The sequence below is a fragment of the Microvirgula sp. AG722 genome (genome assembly GCF_003269145.1).
In the GTDB taxonomy this organism is placed as follows: domain Bacteria; phylum Pseudomonadota; class Gammaproteobacteria; order Burkholderiales; family Aquaspirillaceae; genus Microvirgula; species Microvirgula aerodenitrificans.
Map to the genome: position 1 here is coordinate 253,807 of NZ_QLTJ01000003.1, position 17,852 is coordinate 271,658.

The following is a 17,852-nucleotide window of genomic DNA, read 5'->3' on the forward strand; positions in this document are numbered from 1 at the left end:
CGCGCTGAAATGACAAGGTATTAGACTCGCTTGCGTGGCCGGAACGGCCCGCGCAAGACGAGCCGCCTTACTTCATACAGACCCCAGCCCGGGCCGGGACAGACGGAAAACCATAATAATCATGATTTTTACTGGACGACGAGAACGCGCCGCGCTGACCGAGCGCAATGAGCAATTGACACAACGCGCCGCCGAGCTGGAGGAGGACCTGGTCCAGGCGCGCGCCGAACTGGCCGATGCCCGGCTGCAACTGGACGAACACGAACGCCGGCTGGCCCGTCAGGGGGCTTACAACGCCGCCCTCGGTCGCTGCTGTGACAGCGTCGAGGCCATCCGCGCCTCGTTCGCCGAACTGGCCGGACAGCTCGACCACGAATTCGATACCGCCTGTGAAGCCACGCAGACGCTGAGCAGCAGCGAAACTGCGCTGAGCGGTATTTCCGACAGCTTTGACCACATGGTCAGCGCCCAGTCCGAGACCGCAACCCGCATTGATACCCTGTCCGAACACTCGGGCAATATCGGCCGCTTCGTGCAACTGATCCACGACATTGCCGACCAGACCAATCTGCTGGCGCTGAACGCAGCGATCGAGGCTGCGCGTGCCGGCGAGCAGGGACGCGGTTTTGCCGTGGTGGCCGATGAGGTCCGCAAGCTGGCCGAACGCACCAGCCAGGCGACCAGCGAGATTGCCACCCTGGTCAACACCATCGTCACCGGTACCCAGGACGCACGCCACCAGGTGGAAAGCACGGCCGAGCAGGCCCGCGCCTATCACGCCACCAGCCTGGAAACCACGCATACCGTCAACGTGCTGGTTCGCCACAGCGGCAAGATGGCCGGCGCCATTGCCGAAGCGGCGCATGCCAGCTTCCTCGATATCGTGCGTCTCGACCACTTTGCCTTCAAGCTCAGTATCTACAAGGCCTTCCTCGGCCTGGTCAAACTGGACGAGCACGATATCTGCAGCCATCAGCACTGCCGGATGGGCAAGTGGTACTACGACGGTCGCGGCGCGCAGCAATGCGGTGACAGCGCCGTGTTCCACCGTCTGGAAACGCCGCACCAGCAGGTGCACGAATATGGCCGCAATGCGGTTGCAGCGCTGAACGCCGGCGATTTCAAGCACGCGGCGGACGCACTGGCCGCGATGGAAGACGCGTCCAACCACGTGACCGAGCTGCTGGCGCAACTGGCCGAGGCCAGTTGCATGCAGACCCGGCTGCAGGCCGCGACCGGCAAGTAACCCCGTGCGGCGGGCCGGATGCGGGACAGGTGATATGATGACTTTATCCCCTGCCCCGCTCCAGCCGCCGCATGAACCTGCCCGCCGACTTCTTCTCCCCCCCGATCCTGCTGACCGCCGGTGCCGGCGCGCTGGCCGTGCTCGGTCTGGCGGCGACCCGGGTGCGCTGGCGCAAACTGGACCCGGTGGCGCTGAATGCATGGATGGGCGCCTGCGTCGTCATCATCCTGTTCTGGCAACTGAGTGGCGGCTTCAAGCCGGGGCTGTCGTTCCATCTGCTCGGCAGCACCGCATTCACCCTGCTGGCCGGCCCGTGGATGGCCATGATCGGCATGGCCACCGTGCTGCTTGCCCTGGCCGCCTGGGGCACGCTGGACTGGGGGTCGCTGGGGCTGATTTTCCTGATCTGCGTCGCCTGCCCGGTCACGATCACCGGCGTGGCCCTGCGGCTGGCGCAGCGCTTCCTGCCGGCCAATTATTTCATTTATCTGTTTCTCAACGCCTTTCTGATCGGCGGGGCCAGCTTCTTTGCCAGCGCACTGCTGCTGGTCGCCACGCTGGGCCTGGCCGGCACCTATCCGGCCGACGAACTGCTGTACGACGTGCTGCCGTTCTATTTTCTGCTGTCCTGGTCCGAGGCGTTCACCACTGGCCTGATGATGTCGATCTTCGTCGTCTACAAGCCGCACTGGGTCGCCACTTTCGACGACCGCCGCTACCTGTACAACAAACCCCCTCTTTGATGCCGGAGTCCACATGACCGCCTTGCCGAGTTTCAGCCTGCGCTTCTGGCCGGTCTGGCAGCGCAATTTCCTGGTGTGGAAAAAACTGGCCGTGCCGTCGGTACTCGGCAACCTTGCCGATCCGATGCTGTATATGCTCGGCCTCGGTTTCGGCATCGGCAGCCTGCTGCCACAGGTCGACGGCGTGCCGTACCTGCAGTTTCTCGCTGCCGGCACGCTGTGCTATTCGACCATGAACAGCGCCACCTTCGAGGCGCTGTACTCGGCGTTCTCGCGCATGCACGTGCAGAAATCCTGGCTGGCCATCATCAACGCGCCGATCGACATCGACGACGTGGTGCTGGCCGAATGGCTGTGGGCAGCCAGCAAGAGCGTACTGTCCGGACTGGCGATCTTTCTGGTCATGTGGGGACTGGGCCTGACGCGCCTTGCCGACGCGCCATGGCTGATGCTGGTCGTGCTGCTGGCCGGCCTGACCTTCTCCGCCATGGGGCTGGTAATGACCGCGCTGTCGCCGAGCTACGATTTCTTCATGTACTACTTCACCCTGGTCATCAGCCCGATGGTGCTGCTGTCCGGCGTGTTCTACCCGGTCGCCCAGTTGCCCGGCTGGTTGCAGACCGTCGCCGGCGCCCTGCCGCTGACCCAGGCCATCAATCTGGTCCGGCCGGTGGTCAATGGCGGCTGGCCGGTGTCGGTGCTGCAGCCGGTGCTGATCATGGTTGTTTATGCGGCTGCCTCGTACTGGCTGGCCGTGGTGCTGATCCGCCGCCGTCTGGGACGCTGATGTCAGCAGGCGGCGGATCTGGCATTCACTAGCGCTTACGTTGTCACTGCGGCCAGTCGATATGCTGCGGGAACCCCGGTTGCAGTGGTAGGTCGCGGAGTGCCTGCCGGTAAGCGCGGACTTCGGCCAGTTGCCCGGCGCTGATCGGGTAGTCCGGCATCAGCAGGTAGTCGGTGGCGGTGATAAGGGCATCGCGACGGGCGCGAGCGGTATCAGCCAGGGCATCGTCGCTCGGGGGTTGCGCATCGCACAACACCGGGTGGCCGTATTCGTCCGCTTTGATGCGCTGGCCGGCGGACTGGCCGGCGAGCAGCGTGGTGTGCTCGTCGATGGTGATTTCGACGGCATCGGCAGGGATGGCGTCGCCATGGATTTCGGCGGAATAAAAACCACTAGTCGATTTTGAATAAAACATTGGTATCCCTTATTTCCCCAGCGCAAACCAGACGCCGTTAGTGGTTACGTTCGATCCTGCATAAACCGATAGTCCGGAAGCCGTCCACGCCTGCGTCGACACAGGAATAGCAAAGCTTGGAAGGAATGCCCCGGCAACCAGTGTTCCCGTCGGAAATGCCATTGGGTATGTAATTGCAACATTCGTCGCCGATGCAATCGAGTACATCCCCCACTGCAAGATCAACCCGCCTGGCAGCCGCTGATAGCCACTTGTGGCCAGTGACTGGTTCGCCCCCAGAAAAGCCATGAACGGCACTTTGTCCGACCCCAGCTTACTGACCTCGGTCGCCAGTTGCGCCGCATCGGCCGCACCGGGATTGACCACCGCGCCAAACAGGCGGATGACCCAGCAGCCGGTGATATTGAGCGGGCGGGTCTCGACGCCACCGGCAGGTAGTGCGGTCGATTCCCCTGCGACCGTGACCAGATACCCATTAACACCACTACCTGCGCCACCGTTCGAGATGCCGGTCGACAGTGCGGAATAAGTACGCCCAGACAATGGATGAACATGGCTCCGGATTTCATCTGGCTGAATCACCCCATCAGCCCCCGCCGACAACATCCCATCCCCACGCATGAACACCGCACCGAAACTCCCCGCCGACTTGCCGTTGTAGTCCGGCAGCCTGAATGTGGTCGACCCATCCCCGGCCGTGAACTTGCCGCGCTCGGTCGGCGTGGCCAGCCAGGCAGCATCGGTTGCAACCGGCACATTGCCGGCAGCGATGCCGGCCCAGGCTTCCGGGTACAGGCTGCGCGACAGCGCCTGTCCATCTGCCGGTGCATAGCCGGCCGGAATCGCTGCACGGTTCGGGCACCACAGCGGGAACAGCAGCGGCAGGCCGGTATTCTTGCCGATGGCCTTGCTGACGAAACCGGTCGTGGCGAGCTGGTCAGTTGCCGTCCCGACTTCCGCAGTCGGTGCGACCGGGGTGCCGGTCAGCACGGCATTGTGTTTGCTGGCCAGCTTCTCAACCAGCAACGACTTGATCTGGTCATTTCGAGCCGGGTCCAGGCTGCCGCCAAGACCGGTCACGACATTTTCCAGTTCCCTGGCCACGCTGTTCAGCCAGTCAGCGGAAACGATGGTGCCCAGTTCTCCGGTGGACGGCGAGCCGTCATGAAACAGGCCATCCGGTGTATCGATCTGTTGCATCGCAGTCTCCCGGTCAGTGTTGATGGGCCATACGCATAGCAGCGCAAGCCGGCTTGAGGTCGTCCATCACGCTGTTGATGACCGGCTTGCCATCATCAAAATACGGCTCCGGGGTATCGATCGGGTGCATCACATCCTGCATGGTCTTGCCTCCTGTCAAATGGACAACGTGTCCATGGCCAGAATTTTCAGGGCAAGGGCACAGGGGGCAGGAGCTGAAGCCGTTCAGTAGCTAATCAGTAGAATCACACCAGATGTCAGCAGGTAATGAATTTGGCACCTGCTGGCGCCAGGGTTGTCACTGCGGCCAGTCGATATGTATCGGGAACCCCGGTTGCAAGGGCAGATCGCGCAGCGCCTGCCGATAGGCGCGGACTTCGGCCAGTTGCGCGGCGCTGATCGGGTAGTCCGGCATCAGCAGGTAGTCGGTGGCGGTGATCAGGGCATCGCGACGGGCGCGGGCAGCGTCAGCCAGGGCATCGTCGTCCGGGGCTGGCGCATCGCACAGTACCGGATGACCATGCTCGTCGGCCTCGATGCGCTGGCCGGCGGACTGGCCTGCGAGCAGTGCGGCGTGCTCGTCGTGGGTGATTTCGATGGCATCAGCGGGAATATTGTCACCATGGATTTCCCGGTTATAGAAACCGCACTTCGATTTTGAATAGAACATTTTCATCCCTCAAATCCCGATAGAAATGACATTGAAACTGACACCGGCACCTATTGCTGCACCACTATTGGAGTCCACCAGATTGAATGAACGCTGCGACGGGGTATCCACTGCGCCCCCCTGGATGACAACTTTGGCATTCGGAGACCCGGGAACTTCGCCCAGTGCCCTGACAGGGTACGAGATGGGGTATGTCCAGGTGGCGACACCGCCGGCTGTGGTGGTCAGTTTCCCCAGCTGGATGATCATGCCCCCCGGCAATCGCTGATAGCCATTCACGGTCAGCGACTGATTCGCTCCCAGGAACGCCGCAAACGGCACCTTGTCCGACCGCAGCTTGCTGACCTCGGTCGCCAGTTGCGCCGCATCGGCCGCACCGGGATTGACCGCCGCACCGAACAGGCGGATGACCCAGCAGCCGGTGACGTTGAGGGGGCGGGTCTCGGCGCCGCCCACGGAAGATGTGCCGGTCATTTGGCCTCCGCCAGCGTAGGCCAGTGACGTCCCGGATGACGAACTGATGGGGAACTGCAGGTTGCCATACGGGATGGTGTGCACATGCGACCGCAGCTCGTCCGGCTGAATCACCCCATCCGCCCCAGCCGACAGCGCCCCATCCCCGCGCATGAACACCGCCCCGAGACTCCCCGCCGACTTGCCGTTGTAGTCCGGCAGCCGGAACGTGGTCGCCCCATCCCCGGCCGTGAACTTGCCGCGCTCGGTCGGCGTGGCCAGCCAGGCGGCGTCGGTGGCGACCGGCACATTGCCGGCGGCGATGCCGGCCCAGGCATCCGGGTACAGACTGCGCGACAGCGCCTGGCCATCGGCCGGCGCGTAGCCAGCCGGAATGGCAGCACGGTTCGGGCACCACAGCGGAAACAGCAGCGGCAGGCCGGTATTTTTGCTCATGGCCTTGCTGACGAAGCCGGTCGTGGCGAGCTGGTCGGTTGCCGTGCCGGCCGCCGCGGTCGGTGCGACCGGCGTGCCGGTCAGGACAGCGTCGTGCTTGCTGGCAAACGTCTCGGTCAGCAGCGACTTGATCTGGTCGTCGCGGGCCGGGTCGAGCGTGCCGCCGAGGCCGGTAACGACGTTTTCCAGTTCATTCGCCACGCTATTCAGCCAGCTGGCGGAGACGATGGTTCCCAGTTCCCCGGTGGACGGGGCGCCGTCATGGAACAAGCCATCCGGCGTATTGATCTGTTGCATTGAAGCCTCTCAATCAGGATTGGTATGCGAAGTACACAAAGGTGTGCGCCGGTTTCAGGTCGTTCATCACCGCCTCGATGACCGGGTCGCCAAACGCGGTCAGGCGTTCGCCGGCAGCGGACTGGCCGGCGCGGAAGCGGTAGACGAGTTGCTGTCCGCCATGGACGATCACCTGCCATACCCAGTGGATGTCGGCCGCCCACAGCCGGTCGCCGGCGCGGTTGATGCCGGCGCGGAACGGCTGGGGTTCGGCGATGGTGATGCGGTAGCCCATGCCGGCCGCCAGGCGGATGAAGTACGGGATGCTGAGTCCGCCGGTTTCGGCCAGCTTGGCCAGCACGTTCTGCAGGCGCTGCTGGTAGGGCATGTCGACCGACGGGGTGATGCCGCACACCCGCTCCCAGTCCGGCAGCAGTTGTTCGGCGAAGAACGGCGTCACCGCACCCCGGACCCGGCCGGCGCCGGTCTGCGTGGCGTCGAGCGCGCCGCCCTCGGCCCGCAGGCCGGCACGCAGCGCGCTGCCGTCCGGGGCGTAGCTGACCGGAGGCAGCAGCAGGGTCAGTAGCTCGCGATGTCCGCTCATTACAGCGCCCCCACCGTGACGTTGCCGAGGCGAACCCACTCGACCTTGCCGGCGTCGACCAGCGGCACCACATTGGCCGTCGGCTGGACGATGGCGCGGTCGACCACGCCGGGCAGGTCGGAGACCAGCGCCTCGATGCGGCTGCGGATCACGCTGTCACCGGGCGAAAGCTGGTTGAAGTAGCCGGCCAGCGCGGCCTGGATCTGGGCCTGGGCGGCGGGCAGGGTCAGCCCGGACAGGGAGACCCGGATGTCGATGTCGATGGTCTTCGGCGTCGGTGCCAGCACCAGGCTGTTGCGGGCGGTAACCGGCCGCAGGTCGTCGATATGCGCCTGTACGGCGGCCAGCGTGGCATCGGACGGCAGTGCGCCGCCGGCGGTGATGACCACGTCAACGGTGCCGAGGCCACGGCGCAGCGGGTACACATAGGCCGCCGAGACGCCGGCGACTTCCATCGCCCAGCGCCGGTAGTCGTACTTGTTGCCACCGGCCGGCGGGCGACGGATCAGTTCCAGCAGGCGGGCCAGCAGTTCGCTGTCCGATTCTTCATCGACGCCGCCGGTCATGTCATGCAGGACAGCCTGGCTGGATACGCCGGATGGTGCCGCGGTCAGCTCAACGGTCGTGTCGATGCCGACAATGCCCACGGTACCGGCGCTGGCGGCGGCAATGGCGACGCTGGCCTTGCCGGCCGCGTCAATCGCTGCCGCCCGGGTGGTGACATAGCTCTGCTCGCCCAGCCGGGCGGTCAGACCGGCCGGCAGTGCCGCACCCGGCGTGCCGGTCACCTGCAACACCCCCTGTGCCGCCACCGCCGGCTTGCGGCTCAGGCCGCGCACGCGGGCGTGCAGTTCCAGGTACTCGCGGTCGGCGGTGTCGGGAAAAATCTGGCGCACGATCCAGGTCTGGTGCTGGTACAGCCCCTCGACCGCGCTGGCCACCGAGGTGGCGCGGATGAAATAGTCGCTGTCGGCGCCGGTGTCGGCGTCGGGCAGCTGGTTCTTGATGTCGCGCAGCAGGGCGTCGCGAATGCTGGCGAAAGCGGGTACGGTAAACGGCATCAGGCCACCTTCACGGGATGTTGGAAGTGATGGAGACGACCGCTGGCGTCCGTCACCCCGATCTGCAGCGCCAGCCAGCCGGTCGACGGCGTGTCGGGCCGCGAGGTGGTGACGTCGATCAGGGTGGCGCGACCGTCCTTGAGCAGGGGGGCCAGCGCTTGTTCGCTGTACTGGCAGGCCAGTACGGCAACGCGGCTGACATCCTTCTCGCGCTGCAGTTCATGCAGGCGCGAGCCCAGCGTCGGATCGGCCCAGTAGCTGCCGAGCGGCGTCATCAGCCGCAGGTAGACTGCGTTGGCCAGGGTGTCGGTGCGGGTACCGGCGTAGTCGCCGGTTTGCGGGTCGATAAGAGCGTCCATGAACCGATTGTGCCGGGCGGCCCGGATGGCGCTCAGTTGGGTGCTTTCAGTGCACAGCGACAGCCGGCCATAAATGCAGAAAGGCAGCGCATCGCGCTGCCTTTCTGCATCGGGTATGGCACAGCCTAGTTCGGCGCGCCGGTCACGCCGCCGGAGTCGCCCGGGTGGGTGTGGCTCATCAGGCTCTTGCCGCCGGCCACCACGTCGGCGGTCGCGGTCAGGCCGCCGGTAATCGCCGCGCCGCTGCCGCCCTGCAGCGCCATGCCGCCATTGCCGCTGAACTGGCCCTGGGCGGTCAGCTGGGCGCTGGCAGTCAGCATCGGCGTGTTGAAGTCGGCCTTGTCGCTGGCATTGACCTCCCACTGCTTGCAGTTGACGCGGAACACGTCACACTCGGTCTCGATCACCCGCCCGCGCTTCAGCACGATTTTCGCGCCCTCGTCGGTGTACAGCGCCACTTCGCCGGCTTCGAGCGCCTTCAGCCGGTAACTGCCGTGCTCGGTGGCGATCACGATGCCGTGGCTGGTTCGTCCGCCAATCGGCAGCACCACCGCCATCGTTCCCGGCAGCGGGTTCGAGGTAAAGCCGTAGTGCTGGAACAGTTCGTTGTCCTGCAAGCGCTCGCCGGCCAGGCCGTCAGCCTGGACCAGTTGCGTGGCCGATGCGCTGTCGGCGCGCGTCAGCACGCCGCGAAACGCCTGGCGTACGCCCGACATTGCCCGCTGGATTCGTTGGTCCACATCATTCCACATCATGTTCTCCTGTCATTTCTTGCTGCCGCGTCTGGCGCGGCGGGTCCATTTGCCCGGATCGGCATCCACGACCCATACGCCGTCCTCGACCAGGGTCAGCGTGGTGGTCGCCTGCTGCTCGCGTCCACCCTGGAACTTGCGCGACATCAGGAAATACTCACCGTCGATGTCGTGCGGCTCACACAGCACATGGATGCGCTGGCCCGGTTCCCACAGCACGCCATCGCTGGTGCGATGGCCACTGACCACGGCGGTCAGCGCAAAGCTGCCGCGCCGGGCATCCGCCATCAGCTTGCGGGCGGCCAGTCCGGCCAGCACGTCGTTCTCGACGTCGTTTCTCGGCCGGATCAGTTCACGCTGCAGTTTCAGCTCTGGGTTGGTCGCCACTCCCTTGATGGCATGCTTGCCAGCGTTGAGCGCATTGCCCTGCGACTGACCGAGTACGGTGATCTTCGAATACAGCCCGGTCATGTTGCGACGGCGTTTCAGGCTGACCAGGTTGTTGCCACGGCCGGCGCGGCGCATCACCAGGCTGGCCACCGGTGGCTGGCTGTAGTCGGGGCCGTCGATCACCAGCGTGCCATCCGGCTGGAACCACGCCCACAGGCCGTTGGCTTCGACCAGCTTTTTCAGCAGGTCCCAGGCGGTCGAGCCGGGTTCGACGTCGACTTTCTCCAGCCGCCGCGCATACTTCGGATCGAACTGGATCTTGTCGATACCAAGCGGCCGGACGACATCGGCCATCAGCTCGGCCAGCGTGATCTGCTTGCGGTTCAGCAGCGGTGCGGAGCAGTCGACCAGCACGCCGCCGAGGTCACGACCGCTCAGCATCAGCGTGTGGCCGCCCTTGTCGATCGACTCTTCGATCTCGTCGATGTAGCCGGTCATCACCGTGTCGGCACCAACGCGCACCTGGATGGTGGCGCCGATGTCGACAATGGCCGGCACTTCGCCCCGTGGCAGGCCCAGCGTCACATGCCAGGCATCGGCAATCGTCTCCAGATTGGAGTCCAGGTCATAACTGCTCCACTGGCTGTGGACCTTGCCGCCGATCAGCAGCGATACGGTGTTATCGGGCGTAGGCATTCAGCGTGTCTCCGGTCTGCAGGCCATTGGGGTTGATCAGGGTCGGATTCAGCCGGGCCAGTTCGCCGGCGCGGCTGTAGTCGCCGTACCAGCGGAAGGCCAGCAGGTGCAGGTTGCCCGGCGCCTCGACGCGGCGTGTCACCAGCGGCGGCAGCACGTCGATCACGGACACGGCCGCACGCTGCACGCCGAGTGCGGCATCCTTCAGCGATTCGGTCACCGGGCGGGCGGTCTCGACCGGCAGCAGGTCGCGCCAGGCATCGATGCTCGCCTGCAGCGATTCGCGCACGTCATTGCTGATCTGCTCGATCTCCTGCGGCGACAGCGTTGGCTGTTCGGCTTCGGCCGCAAAAATCTGCCCGGCGGTCTCGGCCAGTGCGGTCGAGGCCGCCACCCGCACCATGGCCGTCACCAGCGCGACATCGTCGGCATGGGCGCCAACCGGCTGGACGGCGGCATTCGCGGCAGCGGAACCCGAGCCGCTGCTGCCGGCCGTGGTCGACACCGTGCCGGCCGCGACCCGGGCCGGCAACTGGACCACGCCATCAAACTGGCGCACCAGGCTTTTCCAGTCGGACAGCACCGCGCCGCTGCCGAAACCGCACTGCTCGGCCATGCCGCGCATCATGCCCACCACATCGCTGGCGAAGGCGCGCGGGTAGTCGATCATGTCCAGGGTAGTGCCAATCACGCCGCTGATCTGGCTGCGGATATTGCTCAGCGTGCCGGTCAGCACACTGCGCAGCGCGTTCAGCCGTGCCAGGTTGTTCTTGATTCCCTTCAGTGTGTCGAACACCGACGAGAAGGCTCCGGCGCCGTTGCCGAAGGCAGCCGACATCAGCAGGGAAATCACGTCGGCCAGTTGCAGCGGCAGCTGGCGGACGAAGAACGGGTTGCCCGGCGTGGCCTCGGTAAAGTTCAGCACCACCGTGCACGAGTCCGGCGTTTCGCCTTTGTGGGAGATGGTGTAGCCGGTCGGCAGCGCGTCCTTGATGCTGCCGAACACCGGGTGGATCAGTTCACCGGTCCCGCCCTGGTCCAGCACCGCCAGCAGGGTCTGCAGCCGCGATTCATAGCTGTCGCCATGGAAGAAGGCCGTGATCTTGACCGTGCGCGCCTTGCGGCCGAGGTCCTCGACGTCGGCACCGTCCAGGTACGGGTATTCATGGCTGGCCACGGCGCGGCTGGCGCTGTCCTCGGTTTCCAGGCAATCGAAGGGCACGCCACGGAACGACGCGTCGAGCAGGGTGTATTCCCAGGCCATTATTGTCTCCTTGTGTTGCGGGTGTTGGCTTCGGTGACGATGGAGAAGATCTTGTCAGCCAGCCCATGGAGGTTCACGCTGATATTGATGTTCTGCATGGTGTTGCCGGCTTTCTGTGCACTGTTTGCTGCCCGATCGAGCCGGGGTGAACGCGGCGTCTCGCCCAGACCAAAGCGGCCTGCGGCCTGCCGTTGCAGGGCCGGGTCGAATTTGCGGACGGCCTGTTGCAGGCTGGAAATCGGGAGCGGTTTGAAAACCGGCGGACTGATGTCCTTGCCGAAGCGGGTGACAGCCATTCGCCTGGCCGTTTTTTCGTGATCTTCCTTGGTGACCTTGGACGCGATGTAGCCCAGCGCAGCGGCCCATGCGACGCCCCCGGCCGCCGCCTTGTATGGCATCGGAACCATATTGAATGCCTCGCTGGCAGCCCCGGTCAGCACAGCGCCTCCGAACAATGCCCACGGATCGTCCATTTTTATTGGCATGAGCTTGTCCCAGCCCTCGCGCACCAGCGTGACGGGAGGGGCAAGCTTGTCCCGCTCGGCCTGGACTTCACGCATCCTGGTCTTGCCGTTATCCGAGTTTTTGAACGCCGCCAGTTCGGCCTCGAGAGGCTTGGCTGCGGCGCTTTGGGATGCCTGATCCATCCGGGCACGGATGGCCGCAGTCCGACTGCTCATCGCGACCAGTGTTGGCACCAGCGAGGGGTTGGTAATGCCGGCCTTTTTCAGCGATGCCTCGGTTGTCAGGCCTTTTTTCGCCAGCGCATCCGAAAGGCCAAGGATGCCGTCCACCCCATTCTCGCCGGTGAACTTGCCATCCTTCACATACCGGCGGGTATTGATGCCGGTAACCTGGCCGATCTGCTTGAGCACTGTCGGATCAGCCAGATTTCTCAGCCCGTGCGCAGCCTCCGCTGCCGCCCATTTCGGATCGTTCTTGCCGGACGAGCGCATCAGTTCCGGCAGCAGCGAAGCGGTCAGGTTCAGCCCTTTCTCGCCATTGATACCGACGGCAGCAGCTTCCTGCCACAGGGTCGAATCCCCGCGTGAAAGTTGACCGATATCGATGTTCCTGCTCTTGCGGTGGACCTGAAGCAGGTTGTGCACGGCACCCACCCGCGAACGGTCGATGCCCATCTGTTGGGACAGTGCGAGATCCATGCCGGCCACATCGCTCGGCGCGACCTGATAGACCGTCGCGGCACGCCCGCTTTGGCGCGTACTCTCTTTGTTGTCTGCTGCTGCGTACCTGGCTTTGTTGAATACTTCGGCCGCGCCCAGCATGTCTTTGGAAGGTTGATAGGCGTCGGGAGACAGCCAGTCCACAAACTGGCCCAGTGCCTCGGCTTCCCTGGCATCCAGCGAGGCATTGGCCGCCCGCAAGGCCTTGACTCTCGCCCAGTACTCCCGGTTCGCCTTTGTGCTCTCGGCAAGCCCAATCATTTGCCCCGGCACAGAAATGGCAGTCATTGCCCCCGAGAGCACTTTCGGGGCCCAGCGGGAATTATTGAACTTCCGGATGGCGGCCAGTTGCGGATCGTTGTCGGAATTAATCTCTTTTACAGCCGAAGAGGATGACTGTTTACTCATAGCATTCTTGACCTGTAGGTAATGGAAAGGCGCGCGGGCTTTCACCCGCGCCCTTCCGTTGCGACCATTCCCTGTCACTTGCCTTCGGCGGGAATCCGGCGGCGTTGCGATGTGACGCGGCGACCGGCAGCAGAGGCGCCGGCGCCGTTGTCCTCATCGGCGACTGCCCGCGACATCGCCAGCAGGTACAGCCACTCGGCTTCGGTCAGTTCGACAGCTGGCTTGCCAAACACCGCACCAGCCTTTTCAGCGTGGCGGTACTTGAAGCGTTCAAACGCGCTGTCTGTGGCGTTTTTTTTACCTCGTCGAGCAAGGCGTCAAAGGCGTCGTCGCTCATCCGCGTCGGGCTGTAATCGCGCTCGAAGCCCAGGTACTCGTCGAGCAGGAAGACCTTCTGTTCGCGGGTCAGCGTTTCCGCCAGCTGGTCGGCCGACTCGAACACCGGCTTGCCGGTCTCCGGGTCGAGCACGGCCTGCGCCAGCAGCAGGTCGGCCAGATGCCGCTCGTACAGCTCGCCGCTGGTCGGCGTCAGCTCGACATCGGCAAACGCCAGGTGAGCGGCCAGGCCGGCTGCGCCGTAGTCCTTTTCGGACAGCAGGCGCAGCGTCAGGCTGGCGTCACCGAGCGCAACCGGGTGGCGGGCAGCGCCGGCGTGCTTGAGCTTTTCCAGCAGGGTCATGGTCATTCGATCACCCGGCGCAGCGATTGCAGCTTCAGCGTGCGACGGCCTTCGCTGTCGACGGTGAACTTGTTGCCGATTTCAATCACGAAGCAGTCGAGGTAGCTTTCGCGCTGGCCGTCGCCGGTCGCCGGGTAGATGGTCAGCTTGGCCTTGTCGATCGCTTCCCAGTCGAGGTCGCCGGACAGCGGGATCGCCACGGTCAGGTCGAGCGAATATTCGGCAACGCCCTTCGAGTAGCCCTTTGCACGGCCGCTGCGGGTCATGGTTTTCACCAGCTTGCGGCCGGTCTTGGTGACGACATTGAGGTCGATGACTTCGATTTCCTTGCCGTCGACTTCCAGCGCCATGGCGCCGGCGTATTCCTGAAGTGCCATTTGAATTCTCCTGATGGGTTGGGGGCGGTCTTTCCGGACCGGGTGGCCGCCCCCGGGTGGTGGTTACAGCAGCAGGTCGATGCGACCGGCGAACACGTGCAGACCGTTGACCACGTCGACCGGGATCTTGGCGTCGAGGCGGTTCACGTCCTGGCTGTCGCGCTCGACGATCAGGCCGGCCTTGTTGGCGTCCACCGCTTCGACGATTTCCAGCTCTTCCAGCTTGTAGAGCACGTCCAGCAGCTCGGAGCGGACCTTGTCCGGCGTGCGCTCGCTGAGCTTTTCGCGCGGGAAGCGCAGGCTGATGCGTTCACGGCAGGCCTTGCGGACGTAGTCCAGGGTGCGGATGGTGGTGATGTCGAGCAGCGCCACGTCGTCGACGCCTTGCGGGTCGCGGGTGTAGGTGCTGATGGCACGCACGATCTGCACGCGGTCGCCGGGGCCGACTTCCAGCGGGGTCAGGCCGTGGTACAGCGCGTTTTCCTGTTCGGTGCGACTCGGCCACTGGTCGATGCCGGTCACGTCCAGGCCCTTGATTTCCAGGGTGTTCAGCGGGCGGGCCGGGTCTTCCTCGAAGGCGAGCACGGCGGCGTAGCCGGCGGCGATTTCAGCCGGCAGGCGCACCGAGCCACGGTGCCAGGCACCGGTGACGCGGCCGCTGTTGATCAGGCCGGCCAGGGTAGAGCCGCTGGCCAGGCTGCCGGCATGGCCGAACACGCCGACCGCGCCGCGCTGTTCCATCGGACCGGAGACGAACTCCAGGTGGGCGCGGATCGCACCCAGGCTGACGCTGTCGGCCAGCGGGCTGACGATCAGGTTGTGACCGCCGGCCACGACGGCGGCCAGGGCCGGCGCCAGGTCCGGATCGACGGCGCCATGGGCCATCGCCTCCACGGTGGCGGACACGCCCGGGGCGGTAACCGCGCTCTTCAGCACGATGCCGTTGCCGAAGCTGCCCTTGTGGCGGGCGGCCAGCGTCAGCACGCCGGCTTCGACCGTGGCGGTCAGCGGCAGGTCGGCCTTCTTGTCCAGCGCAACCTTGAGCGCGGTGGCGATGGCGGCAGCGGTGTCGCCGCTGGCGATGGCGGCGTCGATGCGGGTCGCGCCGACCGACAGGCTGACCACGCCGGCGCCAGTGGCCGGACCGGTCACGGTGACGGTGCCGGTGGCAGCCACGGCGGCTTCGGCGTCGTCGACGGCGATCACGGTCAGTTGCAGGTACGGATTGGCGGTGATGGCGGCGCGCGCCATCAGGTGGGCGGCGGAACCGCGACCGAACAGCTGTGCGGCCTGCTCGTCACTGAACACGTCGACCGGTGCCAGCGCCGGCTGGGTGCCGGTGGCCAGGCGCTGGCCGATGGCCAGTACCTTCTGCAGGTTGCCCGGCAGGGTGCGCACGGCCAGTTTGGTGTTGAACTCGAAATACTTGCCCGGTTTGCGGATGCTGGCCGGGATGCTGTCGAAACTGATGTTCGGGCTGGCCATTACGCGGCTCCTTTCTGTTGTTGCACTACGTGCGAATCGTGGGTGTGACCGGTGAAGCCGGACGCGGCGTCTGCTTTCATGCTTCGCTCCTGGTGGAAATGAGATCCCGGGCGTCGGCGACGCCATCGTCCGGGGTCAGGTGGTAGTCGAGTCCGGTACGCAACCAGTCCGGGGCGGGCTGTTCCAGCCGGCCGGCGTATTGCGCAAAAATCCTGTCCGGCTCGGCCGGGTGTTGCGGGGAAGGCCAGTGGCCGCGCGGCAGCGCGTCCTCGATCCAGGCGGTCTGGAAATCGCAAGCGAATACCGACAGCGCCTGGGCGCTGGTCTGCACGCCGGACAGCGAACGCACGCGGCCCGGCAGCAGCGCATCGATCGGCAGGCCAAGGTCCTGGCCCGACAGCAGCCGGCGCACCGCGTAGACCAGCGGATAGCTGCCGACTTCGCCCGGACCGGCGCCGCCATGGCGGCCGGCGGCCTCGCCACGCACACTGCGGTCGGCGACCATGACCACGAACTGCCCGGTCGCCCTGAATTTCTGCCGGCTGGTGCCGTGCGCTACGGTCTGGCTGATGCCGCCGAAGGTCACCCACGCGGCCGGAAAGCGACGGATTGCGTCCGGCAGCGATTCGTCCAGTTCGCCGCCATAGCTGCCGACCTCGCGCACCAGTTGTCCCAGCCCCTGCCGCAGTCGCTCGATGATGGCGTTCTCGGTCCGGATCAGGATCATGGCTGCGTGCTCCCGCCGGCCGGCAGGCGGCCCAGCGTCAGCGTGCCGGCCGCGACCAGTTCGAGGAAACGCTGTGCGTCGCGGAAGCGCTCGCGGATGTCGAGGCTGGTCTGGGTGGCGGCGCCGCACAGCCGGTAGCGGGCGATATCGCACGCATAGCCGGTCAGGATCTTCGGCGTGGTGGCAAACGGCAGCGGGTAGCGCACGGCCAGGTAGCCGTCGATTTCGCTGCTGGCGCTGTCCAGCGCCCGGGCCAGTACGGCGTCGTCGATGCGACCGCTGTTGTTGCGGTCGGTCAGCGCGATCACTTCCGCTGCGCCGAAACGCAGCACCATGTCGTCTTGGGTCGCGTACACGTTCAAGCCTCCTTGCCGGACGCGGTACGCCGGTCCGGGATGGGTTGCGCCGTCGATGCGGCGAGGGAGAAATATCGATGTGCCATGCCGTGCAGTGTGCCGCCCGGCCCCGGGTGGCCGGCAGCCGGGCGCCTTCAGTAGGCTGACGACCGGGTCGGCGCGAACGACGGGCAGCAAAAAGGGCTGCCCCTGGAGGGGACAGCCCTTTTCTTCCTGCCGGATGCGGTATTCAGCCGATTGCGCGGCGGACCATTTCGACGGCCAGTGCGGTGCCGATGGCGACGATGCCGCCGCTGATGGCGCCGACCCGGGCCGCCTGCTGCTCGACATGGCGCAGGCGCTCGTCCATGGCGTCGAGACGCTCGTTCTGGCTGGCCTGACTGGCGACAATCATGTCCAGCTTGCCTTCGATGCGCCCCAGCGCGCGGGTCAGTTCGTTGTGTTCATCGGCCATCGGCTTCTCCGTTGTTCGTGGCGGGCCTGGCAGGCGACGCAGCGGGTGCAGCCCGGCACGGCGGCACGGCGTGGCACCGGGATTTCGCCGTCGCAGTCCTCGCAGTGGTCCTGCCCGGCGCCGGCATGGCCTGCGCGATGCGCTGCCAGCGCCGCCTCGCGCTGCCGCGCCTCCAGCGCCTGGGCGCGGTCGTAGTAATCAGTCATTCGGGGGTCTCCGCACCCGGCTCGCCATGCAGGCGAAGGAAGGCGCTCAGTTGGGCGTCGAGCTGGCGGCACCACTGGCCGTAGTCGGCGGCGTGTTCAAGGAGGTCGGCCGCCGGTAGCCCGGTGTCGGCGCCGGTGGCCGCACCGGCTTGTGCAGCATGTCCGGCGTCGGCTGCGGGCACAGCCGGATCACGTTCGGGGTAGCCGAGGGTGGCGCGGTAGACGCGCAGGCTGTCAGGGCCGAGGCCAGTAAAGCGGTCGCCATCATGACGGGTCGCATCGTCGATTCTCCGGGTCAGTTCGCGCCGGCTGTCGGCCAGCCGGGCGCGGGTTGCAATCAGTTCCCGTCCGGTCTGCTGCGCCAGCGCATCAAGGCGCTGCTGCTCGATCAGCGCTGCGCCCAGTTCGGCGGCGCGGGCATCGGCCATGGTCTGCAGCGCACGGGCATGGCTGGCGTCCAGGCTGGCCAGCCTGGTCTGCCAGTCACTGGCAGCATGGCGGCGACCGGCATCGAAGCCGAACCAGCCGGCCACGGCCAGCGGCAGCAGCAGCGCGCCGACGCGCAGCGCAAGCGACAGCGGGGTGGGTTTCAGGTCGAACATCG

At 65.6% G+C, this 17,852-nt stretch carries 24 protein-coding genes and 1 pseudogene; 4 read left to right on the forward strand and 21 right to left on the reverse strand.

The features are described 5' to 3' along the window. Window positions 1–532: 532 nt before the first annotated feature. The 4 genes and pseudogenes from DFO50_RS19970 to DFO50_RS07260 all read left to right on the forward strand — a co-directional run. Window positions 533–811 (forward strand): annotated as a pseudogene (locus DFO50_RS19970) (methyl-accepting chemotaxis protein); the annotation flags it as partial. 24 nt (window positions 812–835) lie between these two features. Then, on the forward strand, window positions 836–1,246 hold the full coding sequence (locus DFO50_RS19975) for a CZB domain-containing protein (RefSeq protein ID WP_233495217.1): 411 nt from the start codon (window positions 836–838) through the stop codon (window positions 1,244–1,246). Between the two features lie 71 nt (window positions 1,247–1,317). Next, window positions 1,318–1,989: an energy-coupling factor ABC transporter permease gene (locus DFO50_RS07255; RefSeq protein WP_112692261.1), complete on the forward strand. Its 672-nt coding sequence runs from the start codon at window positions 1,318–1,320 to the stop codon at window positions 1,987–1,989. Between the two features lie 13 nt (window positions 1,990–2,002). Further along, window positions 2,003–2,776, forward strand: coding sequence for an ABC transporter permease (locus tag DFO50_RS07260; RefSeq protein WP_112692262.1), 774 nt, complete (start codon window positions 2,003–2,005; stop codon window positions 2,774–2,776). A gap of 43 nt (window positions 2,777–2,819) precedes the next feature. Here the strand turns inward: DFO50_RS07260 and DFO50_RS07265 are convergent, their stop codons facing one another. The 21 genes from DFO50_RS07265 to DFO50_RS07360 all read right to left on the reverse strand — a co-directional run bounded on the left by DFO50_RS07265 (window position 2,820) and on the right by DFO50_RS07360 (window position 17,850). Next, window positions 2,820–3,191: a tail fiber assembly protein gene (locus DFO50_RS07265; RefSeq protein ID WP_112692263.1), complete on the reverse strand. Its 372-nt coding sequence runs from the start codon at window positions 3,189–3,191 to the stop codon at window positions 2,820–2,822. 9 nt (window positions 3,192–3,200) lie between these two features. Then, window positions 3,201–4,391: a phage tail protein gene (locus DFO50_RS07270; protein ID WP_112692264.1), complete on the reverse strand. Its 1,191-nt coding sequence runs from the start codon at window positions 4,389–4,391 to the stop codon at window positions 3,201–3,203. Between the two features lie 13 nt (window positions 4,392–4,404). Next, a complete protein-coding gene (locus DFO50_RS19780; protein WP_255420193.1) occupies window positions 4,405–4,533 on the reverse strand; it encodes a hypothetical protein in 129 nt (42 codons plus the stop codon). Window positions 4,534–4,689: 156 nt separating this feature from the next. Beyond that, window positions 4,690–5,061: a tail fiber assembly protein gene (locus DFO50_RS07275; RefSeq protein ID WP_199489766.1), complete on the reverse strand. Its 372-nt coding sequence runs from the start codon at window positions 5,059–5,061 to the stop codon at window positions 4,690–4,692. Window positions 5,062–5,070: 9 nt separating this feature from the next. Beyond that, the gene (locus DFO50_RS07280) at window positions 5,071–6,267 is read right to left on the reverse strand and encodes a phage tail protein (RefSeq protein WP_112692265.1); all 1,197 of its coding nucleotides are present in this window, start codon (window positions 6,265–6,267) and stop codon (window positions 5,071–5,073) included. Window positions 6,268–6,280: 13 nt separating this feature from the next. After that, a complete protein-coding gene (locus tag DFO50_RS07285; protein ID WP_028498366.1) occupies window positions 6,281–6,850 on the reverse strand; it encodes a YmfQ family protein in 570 nt (189 codons plus the stop codon). Next, window positions 6,850–7,911, reverse strand: coding sequence for a baseplate J/gp47 family protein (locus DFO50_RS07290; protein ID WP_107888603.1), 1,062 nt, complete (start codon window positions 7,909–7,911; stop codon window positions 6,850–6,852). Before DFO50_RS07290 ends, DFO50_RS07285 begins: the two co-directional genes overlap by 1 nt. Continuing rightward, window positions 7,911–8,270 (reverse strand): phage GP46 family protein, encoded by a 360-nt coding sequence (locus DFO50_RS07295; RefSeq protein WP_107888604.1) that lies wholly within the window; start codon window positions 8,268–8,270, stop codon window positions 7,911–7,913. The genes DFO50_RS07290 and DFO50_RS07295 overlap by 1 nt, the downstream gene beginning before the upstream one ends. 125 nt (window positions 8,271–8,395) lie before the next feature. After that, a complete protein-coding gene (locus DFO50_RS07300) occupies window positions 8,396–9,022 on the reverse strand; it encodes a phage baseplate assembly protein V (RefSeq protein WP_112692266.1) in 627 nt (208 codons plus the stop codon). Between the two features lie 12 nt (window positions 9,023–9,034). Further along, a complete protein-coding gene (locus DFO50_RS07305) occupies window positions 9,035–10,108 on the reverse strand; it encodes a phage baseplate assembly protein (RefSeq protein WP_036385268.1) in 1,074 nt (357 codons plus the stop codon). Next, the gene (locus tag DFO50_RS07310) at window positions 10,092–11,372 is read right to left on the reverse strand and encodes a DNA circularization protein (RefSeq protein WP_028498370.1); all 1,281 of its coding nucleotides are present in this window, start codon (window positions 11,370–11,372) and stop codon (window positions 10,092–10,094) included. Before DFO50_RS07310 ends, DFO50_RS07305 begins: the two co-directional genes overlap by 17 nt. Continuing rightward, window positions 11,372–12,964: a hypothetical protein gene (locus DFO50_RS07315; protein ID WP_146745025.1), complete on the reverse strand. Its 1,593-nt coding sequence runs from the start codon at window positions 12,962–12,964 to the stop codon at window positions 11,372–11,374. The genes DFO50_RS07310 and DFO50_RS07315 overlap by 1 nt, the downstream gene beginning before the upstream one ends. Before the next feature lie 74 nt (window positions 12,965–13,038). Beyond that, window positions 13,039–13,197 carry a hypothetical protein gene (locus tag DFO50_RS19130; RefSeq protein ID WP_156952474.1) on the reverse strand — a complete coding sequence of 53 codons (159 nt, stop codon included), beginning with the start codon at window positions 13,195–13,197 and terminating at the stop codon, window positions 13,039–13,041. Continuing rightward, window positions 13,170–13,649 carry a hypothetical protein gene (locus DFO50_RS07325; protein WP_146745026.1) on the reverse strand — a complete coding sequence of 160 codons (480 nt, stop codon included), beginning with the start codon at window positions 13,647–13,649 and terminating at the stop codon, window positions 13,170–13,172. The genes DFO50_RS19130 and DFO50_RS07325 overlap by 28 nt, the downstream gene beginning before the upstream one ends. After that, window positions 13,646–14,020 (reverse strand): hypothetical protein, encoded by a 375-nt coding sequence (locus DFO50_RS07330; protein ID WP_028498374.1) that lies wholly within the window; start codon window positions 14,018–14,020, stop codon window positions 13,646–13,648. Before DFO50_RS07330 ends, DFO50_RS07325 begins: the two co-directional genes overlap by 4 nt. 63 nt (window positions 14,021–14,083) lie before the next feature. Next, entirely contained in the window at window positions 14,084–15,505 is a 1,422-nt protein-coding gene (locus tag DFO50_RS07335; protein ID WP_112692269.1) for a phage tail sheath C-terminal domain-containing protein, read from the reverse strand. Between the two features lie 76 nt (window positions 15,506–15,581). Further along, window positions 15,582–16,232 (reverse strand): DUF1834 family protein, encoded by a 651-nt coding sequence (locus DFO50_RS07340; protein WP_028498376.1) that lies wholly within the window; start codon window positions 16,230–16,232, stop codon window positions 15,582–15,584. Beyond that, a complete protein-coding gene (locus DFO50_RS07345; RefSeq protein WP_084299875.1) occupies window positions 16,229–16,588 on the reverse strand; it encodes a gp436 family protein in 360 nt (119 codons plus the stop codon). Before DFO50_RS07345 ends, DFO50_RS07340 begins: the two co-directional genes overlap by 4 nt. A gap of 229 nt (window positions 16,589–16,817) precedes the next feature. Next, a complete protein-coding gene (locus DFO50_RS07350; protein WP_028498377.1) occupies window positions 16,818–17,042 on the reverse strand; it encodes a hypothetical protein in 225 nt (74 codons plus the stop codon). Then, window positions 17,018–17,248: a TraR/DksA C4-type zinc finger protein gene (locus DFO50_RS07355; protein ID WP_107888609.1), complete on the reverse strand. Its 231-nt coding sequence runs from the start codon at window positions 17,246–17,248 to the stop codon at window positions 17,018–17,020. Before DFO50_RS07355 ends, DFO50_RS07350 begins: the two co-directional genes overlap by 25 nt. Beyond that, window positions 17,245–17,850: a hypothetical protein gene (locus tag DFO50_RS07360; protein ID WP_107888610.1), complete on the reverse strand. Its 606-nt coding sequence runs from the start codon at window positions 17,848–17,850 to the stop codon at window positions 17,245–17,247. The genes DFO50_RS07355 and DFO50_RS07360 overlap by 4 nt, the downstream gene beginning before the upstream one ends. Window positions 17,851–17,852: the final 2 nt, after the last annotated feature.